This window comes from Pseudomonas sp. NPDC089734, from assembly GCF_044748865.1.
Lineage (GTDB): Bacteria > Pseudomonadota > Gammaproteobacteria > Pseudomonadales > Pseudomonadaceae > Aquipseudomonas.
On the sequence record NZ_JBIVGV010000025.1, the window covers coordinates 1 to 18,376 of the forward strand.

General features: G+C 59.9%; 15 protein-coding genes. 11 read left to right on the plus strand and 4 right to left on the minus strand.

The window, feature by feature from the left end; all coding sequences use genetic code 11:
- The 3 genes from ACIPY9_RS22885 to ACIPY9_RS22895 all read right to left on the minus strand — a co-directional run.
- The coding region (locus ACIPY9_RS22885) for a hypothetical protein (protein WP_400707101.1) at positions 1-124 on the minus strand (124 nt) is incomplete at its 3' end.
- 527 nt (positions 125-651) lie between these two features.
- Positions 652-1,692 carry an AraC family transcriptional regulator gene (locus ACIPY9_RS22890; RefSeq protein ID WP_400706964.1) on the minus strand — a complete coding sequence of 347 codons (1,041 nt, stop codon included), beginning with the start codon at positions 1,690-1,692 and terminating at the stop codon, positions 652-654.
- Between the two features lie 3 nt (positions 1,693-1,695).
- A complete protein-coding gene (locus ACIPY9_RS22895; RefSeq protein ID WP_400706967.1) occupies positions 1,696-2,841 on the minus strand; it encodes a nitrilase-related carbon-nitrogen hydrolase in 1,146 nt (381 codons plus the stop codon).
- Positions 2,842-3,042: 201 nt separating this feature from the next.
- Between ACIPY9_RS22895 and ACIPY9_RS22900 the strand changes: the two genes are divergently transcribed.
- From ACIPY9_RS22900 to ACIPY9_RS22915, 4 genes are all read left to right on the plus strand, one after another.
- A complete protein-coding gene (locus tag ACIPY9_RS22900) occupies positions 3,043-5,079 on the plus strand; it encodes an FAD-dependent oxidoreductase (protein WP_400706970.1) in 2,037 nt (678 codons plus the stop codon).
- Between the two features lie 158 nt (positions 5,080-5,237).
- A complete protein-coding gene (locus ACIPY9_RS22905) occupies positions 5,238-6,146 on the plus strand; it encodes a 1-aminocyclopropane-1-carboxylate deaminase/D-cysteine desulfhydrase (protein ID WP_400706973.1) in 909 nt (302 codons plus the stop codon).
- 106 nt (positions 6,147-6,252) lie between these two features.
- A complete protein-coding gene (locus tag ACIPY9_RS22910; protein WP_400706976.1) occupies positions 6,253-7,596 on the plus strand; it encodes an MFS transporter in 1,344 nt (447 codons plus the stop codon).
- Between the two features lie 276 nt (positions 7,597-7,872).
- Positions 7,873-9,081 (plus strand): MFS transporter, encoded by a 1,209-nt coding sequence (locus ACIPY9_RS22915; RefSeq protein WP_400706979.1) that lies wholly within the window; start codon positions 7,873-7,875, stop codon positions 9,079-9,081.
- On the opposite strand, the gene ACIPY9_RS22920 is transcribed toward ACIPY9_RS22915, so the two are convergent.
- Positions 9,082-10,065: a DUF1853 family protein gene (locus tag ACIPY9_RS22920; RefSeq protein ID WP_400706982.1), complete on the minus strand. Its 984-nt coding sequence runs from the start codon at positions 10,063-10,065 to the stop codon at positions 9,082-9,084.
- A 404-nt stretch (positions 10,066-10,469) separates the two neighbouring features.
- On the opposite strand from ACIPY9_RS22920, the gene ACIPY9_RS22925 reads away from it, so the two are divergent.
- From ACIPY9_RS22925 to ACIPY9_RS22955, 7 genes are all read left to right on the plus strand, one after another.
- The gene (locus ACIPY9_RS22925; protein ID WP_400706985.1) at positions 10,470-11,360 is read left to right on the plus strand and encodes an NAD(+) kinase; all 891 of its coding nucleotides are present in this window, start codon (positions 10,470-10,472) and stop codon (positions 11,358-11,360) included.
- A complete protein-coding gene (locus ACIPY9_RS22930) occupies positions 11,360-12,331 on the plus strand; it encodes a metallophosphoesterase (RefSeq protein ID WP_400706988.1) in 972 nt (323 codons plus the stop codon). Before ACIPY9_RS22925 ends, ACIPY9_RS22930 begins: the two co-directional genes overlap by 1 nt.
- The gene (locus ACIPY9_RS22935) at positions 12,328-13,200 is read left to right on the plus strand and encodes a rhomboid family intramembrane serine protease (RefSeq protein ID WP_400706991.1); all 873 of its coding nucleotides are present in this window, start codon (positions 12,328-12,330) and stop codon (positions 13,198-13,200) included. The genes ACIPY9_RS22930 and ACIPY9_RS22935 overlap by 4 nt, the downstream gene beginning before the upstream one ends.
- A gap of 28 nt (positions 13,201-13,228) precedes the next feature.
- A complete protein-coding gene (locus ACIPY9_RS22940; protein ID WP_400706994.1) occupies positions 13,229-13,489 on the plus strand; it encodes a YeaC family protein in 261 nt (86 codons plus the stop codon).
- Complete coding sequence (locus tag ACIPY9_RS22945) at positions 13,486-14,319, plus strand: DUF2797 domain-containing protein (protein ID WP_400706997.1); 834 nt, start codon at positions 13,486-13,488, stop codon at positions 14,317-14,319. Before ACIPY9_RS22940 ends, ACIPY9_RS22945 begins: the two co-directional genes overlap by 4 nt.
- A 13-nt stretch (positions 14,320-14,332) precedes the next feature.
- Positions 14,333-16,993, plus strand: a complete 2,661-nt coding sequence (pepN, locus tag ACIPY9_RS22950) for an aminopeptidase N (RefSeq protein ID WP_400707000.1) — start codon at positions 14,333-14,335, stop codon at positions 16,991-16,993.
- Positions 16,994-17,329: 336 nt separating this feature from the next.
- A complete protein-coding gene (locus tag ACIPY9_RS22955) occupies positions 17,330-18,376 on the plus strand; it encodes a WD40/YVTN/BNR-like repeat-containing protein (protein ID WP_400707003.1) in 1,047 nt (348 codons plus the stop codon).

Genomic DNA, 18,376 nt, shown 5'->3' on the forward strand with positions numbered 1-18,376 from the left:
GCAGCACCTGGTTGGACAGCCGTTCGGACAGCTGACGAGCGCCCTGGAGCGGGGTTTCGACGGCGACGTCATAGACGCGGGAGGTGAGGATTTTCCGGGCGTAATGATTGAGCAGGTCGGTCATTGCGTCGTCACCATGCTCAGAGACATGACGATCAGGCAAGACACAACGAGAAGAACGATAGGGCGTGGGATGGCGATCATGTCTGACTCCTGGTTCGTAAGTGGCCCGGGAGACAGAAGAAACCCGCCTCCAGGGCGGGTTTTTTGCAAACGTCGGCTAACCCGCCATGACTGGAATGACGGTAATAATAATCTGGCCGAAGTATTGCTTGATTGGGTTCATGGGCTGGAGGTTATGGCGGGACATGCTGCCAAGTCAAGGTTTCCTGTGGCGATGTGCCAAATGCTTCCCTTCAGGGGCTTAAATCCTTGGCCATGAAACTCGTATTTTTTATCAATGCAGACTTTTTTATTTCATGTCGGCACTTTACTCTTGACCGTGTGGTCAGTTATTTCAATCTTTCCACTCAGACAATCACTCAAAAGGACTGAAACATGGACGAATACCAAGAAGAACTGCTCGAATCCCGCGCGTTTGAACTGGACCCGCTGGAACCCGCCGACGACGCTACCGAGCTGTGAAGGGCATCAGGCGCTTTGACGCTGGCTGCGGCGGAACTCTCCCGGCGTCTGTCCGCTCCAGCGTTTGAAGGCGCGTTGAAAGGCTTCGGCCGAGGCAAAACCCAGTAAGTAAGCGATTTCTCCGAACGCCAGTTCGGTGTCGCGAATGTAAGTCATCGCCAGATCGCGACGTGTGTCATTGAGAATGGTGCGAAAGCGGGTGCCTTCATCGGCCAGCTTGCGACGCAGCGTCCAGGTCGGAAGCTTGAGGCGTGCGGCGACTTCCTCCAGATCCGGTTCTCTCCCTCCGTTCAACAGCGGTCCCAGCAACTGAATGATGCGTTCGCGCAGACTGCGCGTGCGAGTCAACTGCTCCAGTTCCTTTTCACACAATTGCAGCAGATGCCGCCAGGTGCTCGGACAGTGTGCCGGGTTGCGCAGTGCCAGCGTTGCCTGATCCAGGCGCACTTGGTTGGTGGTGGCACCAAAGACAATCGGTTGGTCGCTCAAGGCGCTGTAGTGGGCAGCATAGGCCGGTGCCTCGAATTCGATCTCGACCCGCTGGGCGCGCAAGGGCTTGTCTGCCAGTGCAGACAGTTGCGTGATCCAGCCACACAGGATCGAATCCACCACGAAGCGGTTGTAAGCGTTGTAAGGGCTGATGGAGTAGAAGCGCAGCCAGGCACCGTCAGCGTCTTCATGAAAACTGGATTGCCCGCGATAGTTGGCGCCATACAGGGCTTCGAACCGGATCAGGGCGCGTGCGGCCTCGCGCACTGTCGGGGCTTGCGCTGCCGTGACGCCTGCGAGGCCGGCCTGGCTGATACGGCTGACCTGGCCCATGCGCAGGCCCAGCCCCGGTTGCCCGGTAAGCTGAATGGCCGCATGCCCCAGACGCATGTAGCGAGGGATCGACAAGCGTGCGCCGGCTTCACTCAGGCGCGCAGTATCCAGACCGTATTGCTCCAGCAGGGGAGCAGGATCCTGATCGAAACTGCGAACGGCTTCGGCCAGGCTCTGGACAAAACCGACCGAGAGATCACCCAGGCGCATCGTCAGGTTGGGCATGTTCTATAGCCAGAGATTGATCAAACGAGCACCGCTCAGGGTGCGGTTCTCGAACGGCTGTTCACCCAGGGTCTGGCCGTTGTAGCTGGCAAAACTGTGGCCTGAGCTGCCCTGATCCCAGAATTGTCCACGCAGAAACACGCTGACACCTGCCCGTGCCGTACTGTGGGGAGGACGAGCGGTCAGGGTCAGAGCATGCCAGGCTTCGCCCTCGCTGAGGCTTCCGGCCCTGAGATCGATATCCGTGGCAGCACTTTTGTCCCATAACCCACGCCAGGGGCTGACCCAACTGCTCTTGCCGGCCACGAAGGCGGGCACGGCAATCAGCTCGACGCCGCGGGTGTTCAGCTCTGCATAATTGGCCGGATACAGGCTGTCGCTGCCGATCAGGACACCCAGGCGGCCCGCAGGTGTGTCGATGACGTTCAAGGGCGTATTGCGGGCGGTTTGAACGTAATCATGCTGGTAGGCGCCCGGATAACGCTGGCGTTGGGGCTGACCCATTGGCTGACCGTCACTGCCAAAGGTGAGGCTGCTGTTATACAAGGTGCCATGGCCTGTCCGTAGCTGGCCTTCTTCGACATACGGTTCTGGCAGCACGATGCTGCCGGCCACCAGCGTGACCCCGAATTCCTTGGCAAGACCGCCGAACAAGTTTTGATAATCCTGCGCCATGCTGTGTGCTTTCATGCGCAGATAAGCATCTTCCAGGCGGTTCTCACCTGTTGCCTGAACGATGGCGGCGATGAACGCCAGCGGGTTGCTCCAGGGCAGCCAGCTCATGGCCTCATCCCTGGCACTGGCCTGATAAAGCTGATTCTTTTCACCGCGCACAAACAGCCAGGTGCCCACATGTTCGGGCAGCACAACGATTGTCCTGGGGTTGATCAGGCCCTGTTCACGGGCCTGTTGCAGGTAAGCCGCCAGCTTGCGATGCAGCTGTTCAAGGCTCTGGTAATCGGTAGGGAACAGCTCGGGTTCCACCCCCAGCAGGTTACCGCGTTCGCCGGGCTGGCCTGCGTTGATGGCCAGGCGAATGCGCAGATCGGACAGGTAATGCCCTGCCGGACGCTGTTCGGTCCAGAGGCCATAACTGACAAGGAGCGCTACGCTCGTCAGGACGAGGCAGATGCCGAAGAGTTTACGCATAAAAGACTATTGAACAGGGGGCAAGACAGGACACTATCCTGCCTGCACGTTTGGATCAATAACTTGTCACTTTCGGTCATTGAGCGAGGCGGTTTCGCTCTTTACTGTTGAGGTCATGAACGGCGCAGAAATAGCCCGCAATAAAACAAGAGGGCACGCAGAGGCTCTCGTTTCCCGTGATGAAACCGATGGAGTGTTCCGATGACTGCCACTCGCTATCCGCATCTGCTGGCCCCGCTGGACCTGGGGTTCACGACTTTGCGCAATCGTACCCTGATGGGCTCGATGCACACCGGTCTTGAGGAGCGTCCCGGAGGTTTCGAGCGGATGGCCGCGTATTTTGCCGAGCGCGCGCGAGGAGGCGTCGGGCTGATGGTGACCGGCGGGATCGCGCCCAACAAGGAAGGTGGGGTCTATAAAGGCGCAGCGAAACTGACCACGGACGAAGAAGCGCATCAGCATCGCACCGTGACGCAGGCCGTTCATGAGGCGGGTGGCAAGATCTGCCTGCAGATCCTGCACGCCGGACGTTACGCCTACAGCCCCGAGCAGGTCGCGCCCAGCGCTCTTCAGGCACCGATCAACCCGTTCACGCCAAAGGAACTGGACGAAGAGGGCATTGAAAAGCAGATCCGGGATTTCGTGACCTGTTCGACCCTGGCTCAAGGTGCCGGGTATGACGGCGTGGAAATCATGGGCTCCGAAGGTTACTTCATCAACCAGTTCCTGGCCGCGCAGACCAACCATCGCACTGACCGCTGGGGCGGCAGCTACGAAAACCGCATGCGCCTGCCGGTCGAGATCGTGCGCCGGGTGCGCGAAGCCGTGGGGGCGGAGTTCATCATCATCTTCCGCCTGTCGATGCTGGACCTGGTTGAAGGCGGCAGCACCTGGGAAGAAATTGTCACCCTGGCCAAGGCCATCGAGCAGGCCGGTGCGACGATCATCAATACCGGTATCGGCTGGCATGAAGCGCGGATTCCCACCATCGCCACCAAGGTGCCACGTGGCGCTTTCAGCAAGGTGACTGCCAAACTGCGGGGCGCAGTGAAAATCCCGCTGATCACCACCAACCGCATCAATACCCCCGAGATCGCGGAGCAGATTCTGGCCGAAGGCGATGCCGACATGGTGTCCATGGCCCGGCCATTTCTGGCCGATCCGGAGTTCGTCAACAAGGCGGCTGCGGGGCGTGCCGACGAGATCAATACCTGCATCGGCTGCAACCAGGCCTGTCTGGACCATACTTTTGGCGGCAAGCTGACCAGTTGCCTGGTCAACCCGCGTGCCTGCCATGAAACCGAGCTGAATTACCTGCCTGTACGGCAGATCAAGAAAGTCGCCGTGGTGGGCGCAGGGCCTGCCGGCCTGGCTGCTGCAACCGTGGCGGCAGAGCGCGGGCATCAGGTGACGCTGTTCGATTCGGCCAGTGAGATTGGCGGGCAATTCAATGTGGCCAAGCGTGTGCCGGGCAAGGAAGAGTTCTATGAAACCTTGCGTTACTTCAAGCACAAGCTGCAGAGCACCGGTGTGGAAGTGTGTCTTGACACTCGTGTGGCTGTGCAGGACTTGCTGGATGGCGGTTTCGACGAAGTGCTGCTGGCCACCGGAATCGTCCCGCGTACGCCTGCCATTCCTGGCATCGATAACCCCAAGGTGCTGAGCTACCTGGACGTGATTCTGCAACGCAAGCCAGTGGGCAAGAGCGTGGCAGTCATCGGAGCGGGCGGGATCGGGTTCGATGTGTCGGAGTTCCTGGTCCATCAGGGCGTTTCCACCAGCCAGGATCGTGATGCTTTCTGGAAGGAGTGGGGCATCGATACAGCCTTGCAGGCCCGTGGTGGCGTGGCGGGTATCAGGCCCGAAGTTCATGCCCCGGCGCGGCAGGTGTTCCTGCTGCAGCGCAAGGACACCAAAATCGGTGACGGCCTGGGCAAGACCACCGGATGGATTCACCGCACAGGCCTGAAAAACAAGCAGGTGCAGATGCTCAACAGCGTGCAGTACCTGAAAATCGACGATGCCGGTCTGCATATCCGCATCGGCGAAGGCGAGGAGAAACTGCTGCCGGTGGACAACATCGTCATCTGCGCCGGCCAGGACCCGTTGCGTGAACTGTATGACGGGCTGGTCGATGCAGGGCAGAGCGTTCACCTGATTGGTGGCGCAGATGTTGCGGCGGAGCTGGATGCCAAGCGGGCGATTGATCAGGGTTCGCGATTGGCTGCGGCATTGTAGATACCGCGACGGCGCTATTCCTGAATATGCGGCATCGGTAGGAGCGAATTCATTCGCGAAGGGGGGGCTGAAGTACGCGAGAGTCATGCCGTCTGACAGTGCGTCTTCGCGGATGAATCCGCTCCTACAGTCATCGTCGGCTGTTAGACTGCCGCCCCATGATCGACGACGCACTTGCCTGGCAACCCTCAGCGCCCCTCGAACCTCTGAACCTGCCCTGGCTGCAACAGGCTGGCATCGAGGTTGCGATCCTGCGTCTGGATCTGATCGACCCGCTGATCAGTGGCAATAAATGGTTCAAGCTCACCGACCATCTGGCCTGCGCAGTCCAGCAACGGGCGGCTGGGCTGATCAGCCTGGGGGGCGCGCACTCCAATCATCTTCACGCTCTGGCAGCGGCAGGCAAGCGGTTCGGCTTTCCCACGGTGGGGTTGTTGCGGGGGCATGCGCAGCAGACGCCTACCGTCATCGACCTTGAAACCTTCGGCATGCAATTGCACTGGCTGGGGTATGCCGGGTATCGCGCCCGGCATGAAGAGGGGTTCTGGTCGCCATGGCAAGCGCAGTATCCCGAGTTGTATCCGATCCCTGAAGGTGGCGGTGGAATGCCCGGTGCCCTGGGTTGTGCCCGACTGCTTGAATTGGTTCAGGGCCAGTTGCAGTCATTGGGGTGGGACGATCATCACGGTTGGTGGCTGGCGGCAGGCACCGGGACGACCCTGGCCGGGCTGGTGCTGGCAGAGGCGGGAACCCGTCCGGTGCATGGCGCTCTGGCCGTACCGGACGATCATGGTGTCGCGCAGAATGTGGCGGCGCTGGTGGGGGATTTCCACCGCTATCATCTGTTTGATGCCAGCCGGGGTGCCTTTGCCAGAACCGATGCGCATTTGCTGAATTTTATCGACATCAGCGAAGCGCAGAGCGGTGTTCCTCTGGAGCCTCTGTATACCGGCAAGGCGCTTCTGGCCCTGCATGATGAAGTCGCATCCGGACGCTTTAGCCCGGGCACTCGGCTGATTTTTGTCCATACCGGCGGCTTGCAGGGGCGGCGGGCGATGGGGCTTTGAACCGGAGGCGTCGTCCCTGAATACGTGAGCGACACTTTCAGAGCAAGGCGCAAGCATTGCTGTCTCGATAATCGGTCCATTCCCTATCAAAATGGCCGAGGTCAGCATGACAACTACCGCTGTAGAACACGTCGATCCTGCGACGTTGAGAAAAGTCATCGTGGCTGCCGCCATCGGTAATTTTGTCGAATGGTTCGATTTCGCGGTTTATGGATTTCTGGCCACCACCATTGCCCTGCAATTCTTCCCCAGCACCGACACCAGTGCCGCGCTGCTGAAGACGTTTGCGGTGTTTGCCGTGGCTTTTGCCTTCCGGCCGCTGGGCGGGATTTTCTTTGGCATGCTGGGAGACAGGATCGGTCGCAAGCGCACGCTGGCCATCACCATTCTGTTGATGGCGGGGGCCACGACCCTGATTGGTCTGTTGCCCACCTATGCGGCCATCGGCGTGACGGCTCCGATTCTGCTGACCATCATCCGCTGTGCTCAAGGCTTCTCGGCAGGCGGTGAATATGCCGGTGCCTGTGCCTACCTGATGGAGCATGCTCCGCACAACAAACGCGCCTGGTATGGCAGCTTCCTGCCGGTGTCGACCTTTTCGGCCTTTGCTGCCGCCGCCGTGGTGGCGTATGCGCTGGAAGCGTTACTGTCGGCGGACACCATGAGCAGTTGGGGCTGGCGTCTGCCTTTTCTGATCGCGGCACCGTTGGGGCTGGTGGGGCTTTACCTGCGCTGGAGACTGGACGAAACCCCGGCTTTTCAGGCTGTGGAGCAGGAGCATGCAGTGGCTCACTCGCCCCTCAAGGAAACCCTGCGTAATCATGGCGCCGCCATTTGCTGCCTGGGGGCATTCATTTCCCTGACGGCCTTGTCGTTCTATATGTTCACCACCTATTTCGCCACTTACCTGCAAGTGGCGGGTGGCTTGAGTCGGGCCACGGCGTTGCTGGTGTCGTTGATCGCCTTGCTGTTTGCCGCCGCGATCTGTCCGCTGGCCGGTGCTTATTCCGATCGGGTCGGGCGACGCGCCACGGTGGTCACGGCTTGCATACTGCTGATGCTGGTGGTGTTTCCGTCGTTCCTGATGGCCAGTTCGGGGTCGTTTGCGGCGTCGATTCTGGGTGTGATGTTGCTGGCTGTCGGAGCGGTATTGTGCGGCGTGGTCACGGCGGCGCTGCTGTCGGAGACTTTCCCGACCCGTACCCGTTACACGGCTTCGGCCATCACTTACAACATGGCTTACACCCTGTTTGGTGGCACCGCGCCGCTGGTGGCGACGTGGTTGATCAGCACCACCGGCAGCAACCTGTCGCCTGCGTTTTACCTGATTGTCGTGTCGGCGCTGGCTTTGATGGGCGGGCTGGCGCTGCCGGAAACGTCGAGGATTTCACTGCATGATGTGGCAGTAACAGGGAAGGGCAGGGAGTTGTCAGGGCTGGTTCGCGAATGAGCGGAGCGCTGCCCACAAAAAACGCAACATCATGATTTAAAAGCCCTTCTGTAGGAGCGAATTCATTCGCGAAAAGCCCCGTGAAGCTGAAGAGCATCTATCGCCTTCAATGACGCCTCGCGAATGAATTCGCTCCTACTGGCGTGTCCCGTATTTACAACAAAAAATGCCACGGATGCACTGAAAAATGGCACATTGGCGGCCCTCGTCTGTTATGACACATTTTGTAATATCAGACTGAGGGCACTCCAAAACCATTTTTTACGGATGAAATGCATGGCGATCAGCGCCCAGCCGGGCTCTTCCACGGCTTCGACGACTCCTCAGACCAGCCCATTGGTGATGCGCATTATTGGTGCAGTTGCCCTGGCGCATTTGATCAACGACCTGATTCAGGCCGTACTGCCGTCGATCTATCCAATGCTCAAGGCCAGTTACGACCTGAGTTTTACCCAGATCGGGCTGATTACCCTGACCTTCCAGATCACGGCTTCCCTGCTGCAACCCTGGGTCGGTTATTACACCGATCGACACCCCAACCCGCTGGTTCTGCCACTGGGTTCGATCTGTACGCTGATCGGTATTGTGATGTTGTCGATGGTGGGCAGCTTTCCTCTGATTCTGCTGGCCTCGGCGCTGATCGGCATCGGCTCCTCGACCTTTCACCCCGAGGCTTCGCGTATTGCCCGGCTGGCTTCCGGCGGGCGTTTTGGCCTGGCGCAATCGACATTCCAGGTTGGCGGCAATACCGGTTCGGCGTTCGGCCCGTTGCTGGCGGCCGCGATCATCATTCCGTTCGGTCAGGGCAATGTGGCCTGGATCGGTTTGTTTGCGCTGTTTTCCCTTGGTTTGCTGTACGCCATCAGCCGCTGGTACCGCGTCCACCTGAACCTGTTCAGGCTCAAGGCCGGCCAGGCGGCGACCCATGGCCTGTCGAGGCAGCGAGTGATCGTTTCGCTGGGTATCCTGGCGTTTCTGGTGTTTTCCAAGTTCTTCTACATGACCAGCCTCACCAGCTACTTCACGTTCTATCTGATCGAGAAGTTCGACCTGTCGGTGGCCAGTTCGCAATTGCATCTGTTCCTGTTTCTGGGGGCCGTGGCGGCTGGGACCTTCTTCGGTGGGCCGATTGGCGACAGGATCGGCCGCAAGAAAGTGATCTGGTTTTCGATTCTGGGCGCCGCACCTTTCACCCTGGCGCTGCCTTACGCCGACCTGTTCTGGACCAGTGTGCTGAGCGTCATCATCGGCTTCATTCTGGCCTCGGCGTTTTCCGCCATCGTGGTGTATGCCCAGGAGCTGGTACCGGGCAACGTGGGCATGATCGCCGGGATATTCTTCGGCCTGATGTTCGGTTTCGGCGGGATCGGCGCGGCATTGCTCGGTTATCTGGCCGACAGCCACGGCATCCTGTTCGTTTACAACCTGTGCTCGTTCCTGCCCTTGCTGGGCATCCTGACGATCTTTCTGCCCAAGACCCGCTGATCAGGCCGGCGGGGGCGAAAGGATGACAGCGTCCTGCGTGTTACTGGTGTCGGCCAGATGGGGCCACATGTCCGATACCAGAAACAGGCGTTCGCTTTCCTCCCATTCGCCCTGGGCGTTCTGATTCAGACGCACCAGCAATTGTGCCGGTGCCAGCGGATCGAGCTGGTTCAGCCAGTCCTGCAATTGTTCGTGGCTCCAGGCTTGCGCGTAATGCGCAGGTGCCAGCCAGGAATGGCGTGGCAAGGGCTGCCAGCGACCGGCCGGGCTTTGTGCAATGAACGCTTCCCAGTCACGTTGATGCAGCCAGCGTCCTTTGAGGTGCTGACTGTGAACCCCTGTGGGTGATCGGGCCTGACCTGGCCAGGGATACAGCAGATAGCCTCCCAGCCACAGCTCGGCGGTGAAGGACTCGATACCCAGCCCTGACAGCATGGCCCGGCTCTCCGGGCGAGCGGACATCGGCAACTGGTGCTGACTCAGGTGGGCCAGCTTGCGATCCAGCCGGTCATGGCAACCCGGCCCCAGCCATTGGCTGGTATCGCGGCCGTCGCCATCCTGCGGCCCCAGATAAAGCTTGATGGCCAGTTCCACATGATGCACGCCATCGCGATCACGCAGCAGCATGTCCAGCTCGCCCAGCGTATGGCCTTCCTGGCGGATCGGCAGGTTGGCGGCAATGATCTCGACCCCCGGCGCATGATGCACCGCGAACTGCCAGAGGCGTTCGTAGTAAAGGCCCAGCCTGCGCGTCGCGCTGAGTGACAGCCAGTGTTCCAGTGGGCTGCCGTCACGATCCAGCTGGCGCAGGAAGTCCTCCAGTTGGCGCGGGGCCTGAACCCAGTCGCTGCCGGTCAGCGGGTGGCGTTGCGGCCAGGGCGTCCGGTCGAGCATGGGCGGGGCGAGCATGACCCAGGCCAGGTCGCGGACCTCGGGATGGCGCAACTGGCGGGGGAGGTCGATCAGGTCGGGAAATAGAGTCATGTACCGAGGATAGCCTTCCTCTCTCCGCAGGAGCGAATTCATTCGTGAAGACTGACAGATATGTGCCGGATGTTCCGGCCCATCGCGGATAAATCCGCTCCTACAGATTGCCTCCCGGCAGGAGCGAATTCATTCGCGAAGACTGATAGATATGTGCCGGATGTTCCGGCCCATCGCGGATAAATCCGCTCCTACAGATTGCCTCCCGGTAGGAGCGAATTCATTCGCGAAGACTGACAGATATGTGCCGGATGTTCCGGCCCATCGCGGATAAATCCGCTCCTACAGATTGTCCCCCGGCAGGAGCGAATTCATTCATGAAGGCGGCATACATTGCCGCTACCCGGCGCTTTCGCCCATAATCCGGTTCTTTAAAGCCGTATCGAACCCGCAGCAGGAGCCCCATGGAGCAATTTCGCAATATCGGCATCATCGGTCGTCTGGGCAGTGTTCAGGTGCTCGATACCGTCCGCCGACTCAAGAGATTCCTGTTGGACCGGCATCTGCACGTCATTCTGGAAGATACCATCGCTGAAGTGCTGCCCGGTCACGGTCTGCAGACCTCGTCCCGCAAGATGCTCGGTGAGGTGTGCGACATGGTCATCGTGGTCGGTGGCGACGGCAGCCTGCTGGGCGCGGCGCGGGCACTGGCCAGGCACAATGTGCCGGTGCTGGGCATCAACCGCGGCAGCCTGGGTTTTCTGACCGATATCCGTCCTGACGAACTGGAAGTGAAGGTCGCTGAAGTTCTGGAAGGCCACTATCTGGTGGAAAACCGTTTTCTGCTCCAGGCCGAGGTCCGTCGTCATGGCGAGGCCATTGGTCAGGGCGATGCACTCAACGATGTGGTGCTGCACCCTGGCAAGTCCACACGGATGATCGAATTCGAGATCTATATCGATGGCCAGTTCGTCTGCAGCCAGAAGGCCGACGGCCTGATCGTCGCCACGCCCACCGGCTCGACCGCCTATGCGCTGTCGGCAGGCGGGCCGATCATGCACCCCAAGCTCGATGCCATCGTGATTGTTCCGATGTACCCGCATACCCTGTCCGGTCGCCCCATCGTGGTGGACGGCAACAGCGAGCTGAAAATCGTCGTCTCCAAGGACATGACGATCTATCCCCAGGTGTCCTGTGACGGGCAGAACCACTTCACCTGCGCACCGGGCGACACCATTACCGTCAGCAAGAAGTCGCAGAAGCTGCGCTTGATTCACCCTCTGGATCACAACTATTACGAAGTCTGTCGCACCAAGCTTGGCTGGGGCAGCAGGCTCGGTGCCGGAGGCGACTGATGCTCGATCCTGCGCGTGGCTACGATCTGATCGGTGACGTGCACGGGTGTGCTCATACCCTTGAGCACTTGCTGGAGCTTCTCGGTTACCGTTATCAGGCAGGTGTCTGGCGCCATCCCGAGCGTCAGGTGATTTTCCTGGGCGATATCATCGACCGTGGCCCGCGGATTCGCGAGGCGCTGCATATCGTCCGCGATATGGTCCAGGCCGGGCAGGCCTACTGCATCATGGGCAACCATGAATTCAATGCGCTGGGCTGGGTGACACCCGCCTTGTCCGAGGGCGGGCAGCGTTTCGTGCGCGAGCACACGCCGCGTCATGCACGCCTGATCGGCGAGACACTGGCGCAGTTCGAGCAATATCCGGCGGAATGGAACGAGTTTGTCCAATGGTTCTATGAGCTGCCGCTGTATATCGATGCCGGTCGCTTTCGGGTGGTGCACGCCTGTTGGGACCCGAGCCTGATCGAGCCGCTGCGCGGCTTGCATGGCAATGGCTGTATCGACAAACATTTCGTCCAGGCTTCGGCCGTGCCGGGCAGCTTTGCCAGTGGCGTGTTCAATCGTCTGCTGCGTGGCACGGACATGCGCCTGCCCCACGGTCTGACGCTCACCGGCGGCGACGGCCTGTCCCGTGCCTTCTTTCGTACCAAGTTCTGGGAAGACGACCCGCAGACTTACGGCGACGTGGTGTTCCAGCCCGACGCCTTGCCCGAAGGCGTAGCCAAGACGCCGCTGTCCACTTCGGAAAAGAACGCCCTGTTGCGCTACGGCATTAACGAACCACTGCTGTTCGTCGGTCATTACTGGCGCAGCGGCATACCGGCCCCGATCCGGCCGAACCTGGCCTGCCTGGATTACAGCGCCGTGTTGTACGGCAAGCTGGTGGCCTATCGACTGGATCAGGAAACGCAGATCGACCCGAATAAATTTGTCTGGGTCGATGTTCAGCGACCGGAGGTTTCAGCATGACGCCTGCTGCCGCGCTGCGCGTGCCATTGAGCACTGATCTGACAGGGTTCATCGGTTTTCTTACACGCCTGGGTGTGCCTCATCGCGTCAGTGAAGAGGCCGGCGAACAAGTGCTCTGGGTCCCGAATGTCGGGCAACTGGCCGAGGATGTACGCGCGCTGTATGAGCGTTTTCCCGAGGGGGACGACGCCTATCAGTTGCCACCGGGTACTGCGCTGACCCCGGTGAAGCGTCCAGGCTTCATTCAACAGGTGCTCGGCAGCCCGCTGACTGCACTGGTGCTGCTGGCGACCCTGATCGTTGCCTGGTTCACCTTGCTGGGAGAGAACCTCGACACTTTGCGCTGGCTGACCTTTCTGGATTTTCGGGTCCAGGGTGAGTACGCGATGTTCGTGCCCCTGGCCGACAGCCTGGCGGCAGGGCAGTGGTGGCGTCTCTTTTCCCCTATGCTGATCCATTTTGGCATCCTGCATCTGTCCATGAATGGCCTGTGGTACTGGGAACTGGGGCGGCGCATCGAGCTGCGTCAGGGCCGTTGGCACCTGCTGGGGCTGACGCTGCTGTTCGCTGCGGTTTCCAACATCGTTCAATATCTTTTCGGCGGCCCGAGCCTGTTTGGCGGATTGTCGGGCGTGCTTTATGGATTGCTTGGCCACTGCTGGATTTTCCAGCTTCTGGCCCCGAATCCTGTCTATCGCATGCCCCGTGGTGTGCTGATCATGATGCTGGTCTGGCTGGTGTTGTGCCTGTCCGGGCTGGTGAGCCTGCTCGGTTTTGGAGAGATTGCCAACGGCGCCCATGTCGGCGGTTTGATCATCGGTTGTATCACGGGGCTTTTGGGCGGAGCCATTGCCCGCCGCAGAACCTGAAATTGCCCACTATTTTCTGGAGCACCTTATGTCCTCTTTTGCAGAAATGATCGACAACATCACCCCCGATATCTACGAGAGCCTGAAACTGGCCGTGGAAATCGGTAAATGGTCCGATGGCCGCAAGCTGACTCAGGAGCAGCGCGAGCTGTCCTTGCAGGCGCTGATCGCCTGGGAAGCGCAGAACCTGCCGGAAGACCAGCGTATTGGCTACATGGGCCCGCAGGAATGTGCGTCCAAGTCCGAGCCGGTGCCGAACATCCTGTTCAAGTCGGATGCCATCCATTGATAGAGATTGGTCGCGGAGCAGTCAACAAGATGTCGGCGCGCCAGGATGCGGCGTCGTTCGTGCAATACGGCTTTCGCCTGGGCGATGCCGAAATCCCGGTCAACCCACTGATCGGCAAGACGGTGCGCCTGGAATATCTGGGCGCGATCCATTGCAGCCATTGCGGTCGCAAGACCAAGTCCAGCTACAGCCAGGGCTATTGTTACCCTTGCATGCTCAAGCTGGCTCAGTGCGACGTGTGCATCATGAGCCCGGAAAAGTGCCATCACGATCAGGGAACCTGCCGGGACCCGTCCTGGGGCGAGCAATTCTGCATGACCGACCATATCGTCTATCTCGCCAATTCATCGGGCGTGAAGGTCGGGATCACCCGTGCGACGCAATTGCCGACCCGCTGGCTGGATCAGGGGGCGAGCCAGGCTCTGCCGATCCTGCGCGTGGCGACCCGGCAGCAGTCCGGTTTCGTCGAAGACCTGCTGCGCAGTCAGGTGGCGGACCGGACCAACTGGCGCGCCTTGCTCAAGGGCGATGCCCAGCCGGTCGACCTCAAGGCCATCCGTCAGGAACTGTTCGACAGTTGTGCTGCCGGATTACAGGAGTTGCAGGATAGATTCGGCTTGCAGGCCATTCAGTTGCTGCACGATGCCGAACCTGTGGAGTTTCGTTATCCGGTCGAGGCATATCCGACCAAGATCGTCAGTTTCAATCTGGACAAGAACCCGATTGCCGAGGGCACGCTGCTGGGGATCAAGGGCCAATACCTGATTTTCGACACCGGCGTGATCAATATTCGCAAGTACACGGCCTATCAACTGGCCGTGCATCAGTAATAAGGACTCCAGCATGCGTACCGAGCAACCGAAAATGATTTACCTGAAGGACTATCAGGCGCCCGAGTACTTCATTGACGAAACGCACCTGACCTTTGAGCTGTTCGACGACCACTCTCTGGTTCATGCACAACTGGTCATGCGTCGTAACCCGGAGCGGGGCGCAGGCCTGCCGCCGCTGGTGCTGGATGGCCAGCTTCTGGAGCTTGTGTCGCTGCAACTGGACGATGTCGAGCTGACGGCTGCCGATTATCAACTGACGCCCGACCATCTGACGCTGCACCCCAAGGCCGAGCGTTTCACGGTCGACAGTACCGTGCGCATCCATCCTGAAACCAATACCGCGCTGGAAGGCCTGTACAAGTCCAGCGGCATGTTCTGCACCCAGTGCGAAGCCGAAGGCTTCCGCAAGATCACCTACTACCTCGACCGCCCGGACGTGATGAGCAAGTTCACCACGACCCTGAGCGCCGACAAGCATGACTTCCCGGTTCTGCTGTCCAACGGCAACCCGATTGCCAGCGGCCAGGAAGATGACGGTCGTCACTGGGCGACCTGGGAAGATCCGTTCATGAAGCCCGCCTACCTGTTCGCGCTGGTGGCCGGTGATCTGTGGTGTGTCGAGGATACCTTCACCACCATGAGCGAGCGGGTCGTCACCCTGCGCATCTACGTCGAGCCGGAAAACATCGACAAGTGCCAGCACGCCATGGACAGCCTGAAGAAGTCCATGCGCTGGGACGAGGAAACCTACGGTCGCGAATACGACCTGGATATCTTCATGATCGTGGCGGTCAACGACTTCAACATGGGCGCCATGGAGAACAAGGGCCTCAATATCTTCAACTCCAGCGCCGTGCTGGCCCGTGCCGAAACCGCAACCGATGCCGCTCACCAGCGCGTCGAAGCCATTGTGGCTCACGAATACTTCCACAACTGGTCGGGCAACCGCGTGACCTGTCGCGACTGGTTCCAGCTGTCGCTCAAGGAAGGTTTCACGGTGTTCCGCGATTCCGGTTTCTCGGCGGACATGAATTCGGCCACGGTCAAGCGCATCCAGGACGTTGCCTACCTGCGCACTCACCAGTTCGCGGAAGATGCAGGCCCCATGGCTCACGCCGTGCGCCCGGACAGCTTTATCGAGATTTCCAACTTCTACACCCTGACCGTCTATGAAAAGGGTGCCGAAGTCGTCGGCATGATCCACACCCTGCTGGGTGCCGAAGGCTTCCGCAAGGGCAGTGACCTGTACTTCGAGCGCCACGATGGTCAGGCGGTGACTTGTGACGACTTCATCAAGGCCATGGAAGACGCCAATGGCGTTGACCTGACCCGGTTCAAGCGCTGGTACAGCCAGGCCGGTACGCCACGTCTGGCCGTCAGCGAGTCCTATGACGCTGCGGCACGCACCTACAGCCTGACCTTCCGCCAGAGCTGCCCGCAGACACCGGACAAGCAAGAGAAACAGCCGTTCGTGATTCCGGTCGAACTGGGGCTGCTGGACAAGCAAGGCAAGGATATCGCCCTGCGTCTGTCCGGCGAAGCGGCGGCCGGTGCGACTTCCCGCGTGCTGTCGGTGACCGAAGCCGAGCAGACCTTCACCTTCGTCGATATCGTTGAAAAACCGCTGCCATCGCTGCTGCGCGGCTTCTCGGCACCGGTCAAGCTCAGCTTCCCCTACGATCGCGATCAACTGATGTTCCTGATGCAGCACGACAGCGATGGTTTCAATCGCTGGGATGCTGGCCAGCAACTGTCGGTGCAGGTGTTGCAGGAGTTGATCGGCCAGCACCAGCAAGGTCAGCCGCTGGTCATGGATCAACGCCTGGTAACAGCGCTGGGCACCGTTCTGGCGGATAAGCAACTGGATCAGGCCATGGTCGCGGAAATGCTTTCGTTGCCGGGGGAGGCGTACCTCACCGAGATTAGCGAAGTGGCGGATGTCGATGCCATCCATGCGGCCCGTGAGTTTGCGCGCCAGCAGATTGCCGACAACCTGTTCGACGGCCTCTGGGCGCGTTATCAGGCCAATCGCGAGCTGTCGAAAGCCACGCCATACATCGCCGAAGCCGAGCATTTCGCCCGTCGCAGTCTGCAGAACATCGCCCTGTCGTACCTGATGCTCAGCGGCAAGCCGCAAGTGCTGGCCGCGACCATCGATCAGTTCGACACCAGTGACAACATGACCGAACGCCTGACCGCGCTGGCCGTGCTGGTCAACTCGCCGTTCACCGAAGAGCGCGCCAAGGCCCTGGCCGTGTTTGCCGAGAACTTCAAGGACAACCCGCTGGTCATGGATCAGTGGTTCAGCGTCCAGGCAGGCAGCACTCAACCGGGTGGCCTGCAACGGGTCAAAGAGCTGATGCAGCATCCGGCGTTCAACATCAAGAACCCGAACAAGGTTCGCGCCCTGATCGGTGCCTTCGCTGGCCAGAACCTGATCAACTTCCATGCGGCGGACGGTTCCGGCTATCGCTTCCTGGCAGATCTGGTGATCGAACTCAACGGCTTCAACCCGCAGATCGCGTCGCGCCAACTGGCACCGCTGACCCGCTGGCGCAAATACGACCGCGCCCGTCAGGCGTTGATGAAAGGTGAGCTGGAGCGCATTCGCAGTTCCGGCGAACTGTCGTCCGATGTGTTCGAGGTCGTGAGCAAGAGCCTGGCCGAGTAAGGCTTTTTCGCGGATGAATCCGCTCCTACGTAGGAGCGAATTCATTCGCGAAGACTTCCCCGCTTAACAAAAGATAACGACATGCCGATTGTCAGGCATTTGAAAAGCTGACTAGGATGTGGCTGCTTCCAAAAGGGTAAGGCTGGGCTCTGTACGAAATGTATCTGCGCTCGGTGATGCTGCGTTGAAAACAGGCTCGGAATGCTCATTTACACCCAGTAAACTCCGCTTCCTCGCCTGTTTTCGCCTTGCCTCACCTTCGCTCGAAAACATTTCGTAAAGACCCTGGAGCACTCCGGCCTACATAAAACCTGATAACAATAACGGGAGAAGTCCATGAGTGAGCCTTTCATTCGGCGCACCCGATCATCCGCGGGTCTGTCCCTCACGCTGTGCGCTGCGCTGTTGGCCGCTACGGCTGCCATGCCTTCGCAAGCTGCTTCCGATCCTGCAAAGCCTTCCACTGACGTTCTCTACTCCATCGAGTCGGCCAAGGCCGCACGCGGTTTGTTGTTGGACGTGGCCCACGCCGGGGCGCGGTTGGTGGTGGTGGGAGACCATGGCCATATTCTCTATTCCGACGATCAGGGCAAGACCTGGACCCAGGCCAGGGTTCCGACTCGCCAATTGCTGACGGCGGTGTATTTCGTCGATGAGCAGCATGGCTGGGCGGTCGGGCACGATGCACAGGTGCTGGCCAGCAACGATGGTGGCAAGACCTGGAACAAACAGTTTGAAGACCTCAAACGCGAGGCCCCGCTGCTGGATGTCTGGTTCAAGGACCTGAACAACGGTTTTGCCGTTGGCGCTTATGGTGCGCTGTTGACCACCACCGATGGCGGCCAGCATTGGGAGGATGTCAGCGACCGGCTCGATAACGAAGATCAGTACCACCTCAACGGCATCGCTCAGGTCAAGGATGCGGGTCTGTTCATCGTTGGCGAGGCGGGCAGCATGTTTCGCTCCCATGATGACGGGCAGAGCTGGGAAAGACTCGAAGGCCCGTATCAAGGCTCGCTGTTCGGCGTGACGGGCACCGCTCAGCCTTCGACGCTATTGGCCTATGGCCTGCGTGGCAATCTGTTTCGTTCCACCGATTTTGGCGACAACTGGGAAACCATCCCCTTGAATGCGGCACGCGGGCCGCTGGAGTTCGGGCTGGCCAATGCCACGTTGCTGGCCGACGGTTCGCTGGTTCTGGTGGGCAACGGCGGCAGCGTCATGCGCAGCACCGATGATGGCCAGACGTTTGAGATCTTCAATCGCCCCGACCGTATTTCGCTGTCGGGCGTGACCACCAATGACCGGGGCAATCTGATTCTGGTCGGGCAGGGTGGCGTGCGCGTCGCTTCGCCAACGGGTGCCGAGACGACCCAACAATAA

Coding starts and splice junctions, on each gene's coding strand:
- ACIPY9_RS22890 (WP_400706964.1), bottom strand. CDS start 1,692: ATGCCCAACCTGACGATGCGCCTGGGTGATCTCTCGGTCGGTTTTGTC.
- ACIPY9_RS22895 (WP_400706967.1), bottom strand. CDS start 2,841: ATGCGTAAACTCTTCGGCATCTGCCTCGTCCTGACGAGCGTAGCGCTC.
- ACIPY9_RS22900 (WP_400706970.1), top strand. CDS start 3,043: ATGACTGCCACTCGCTATCCGCATCTGCTGGCCCCGCTGGACCTGGGG.
- ACIPY9_RS22905 (WP_400706973.1), top strand. CDS start 5,238: ATGATCGACGACGCACTTGCCTGGCAACCCTCAGCGCCCCTCGAACCT.
- ACIPY9_RS22910 (WP_400706976.1), top strand. CDS start 6,253: ATGACAACTACCGCTGTAGAACACGTCGATCCTGCGACGTTGAGAAAA.
- ACIPY9_RS22915 (WP_400706979.1), top strand. CDS start 7,873: ATGGCGATCAGCGCCCAGCCGGGCTCTTCCACGGCTTCGACGACTCCT.
- ACIPY9_RS22920 (WP_400706982.1), bottom strand. CDS start 10,065: ATGACTCTATTTCCCGACCTGATCGACCTCCCCCGCCAGTTGCGCCAT.
- ACIPY9_RS22925 (WP_400706985.1), top strand. CDS start 10,470: ATGGAGCAATTTCGCAATATCGGCATCATCGGTCGTCTGGGCAGTGTT.
- ACIPY9_RS22930 (WP_400706988.1), top strand. CDS start 11,360: ATGCTCGATCCTGCGCGTGGCTACGATCTGATCGGTGACGTGCACGGG.
- ACIPY9_RS22935 (WP_400706991.1), top strand. CDS start 12,328: ATGACGCCTGCTGCCGCGCTGCGCGTGCCATTGAGCACTGATCTGACA.
- ACIPY9_RS22940 (WP_400706994.1), top strand. CDS start 13,229: ATGTCCTCTTTTGCAGAAATGATCGACAACATCACCCCCGATATCTAC.
- pepN (WP_400707000.1), top strand. CDS start 14,333: ATGCGTACCGAGCAACCGAAAATGATTTACCTGAAGGACTATCAGGCG.
- ACIPY9_RS22955 (WP_400707003.1), top strand. CDS start 17,330: ATGAGTGAGCCTTTCATTCGGCGCACCCGATCATCCGCGGGTCTGTCC.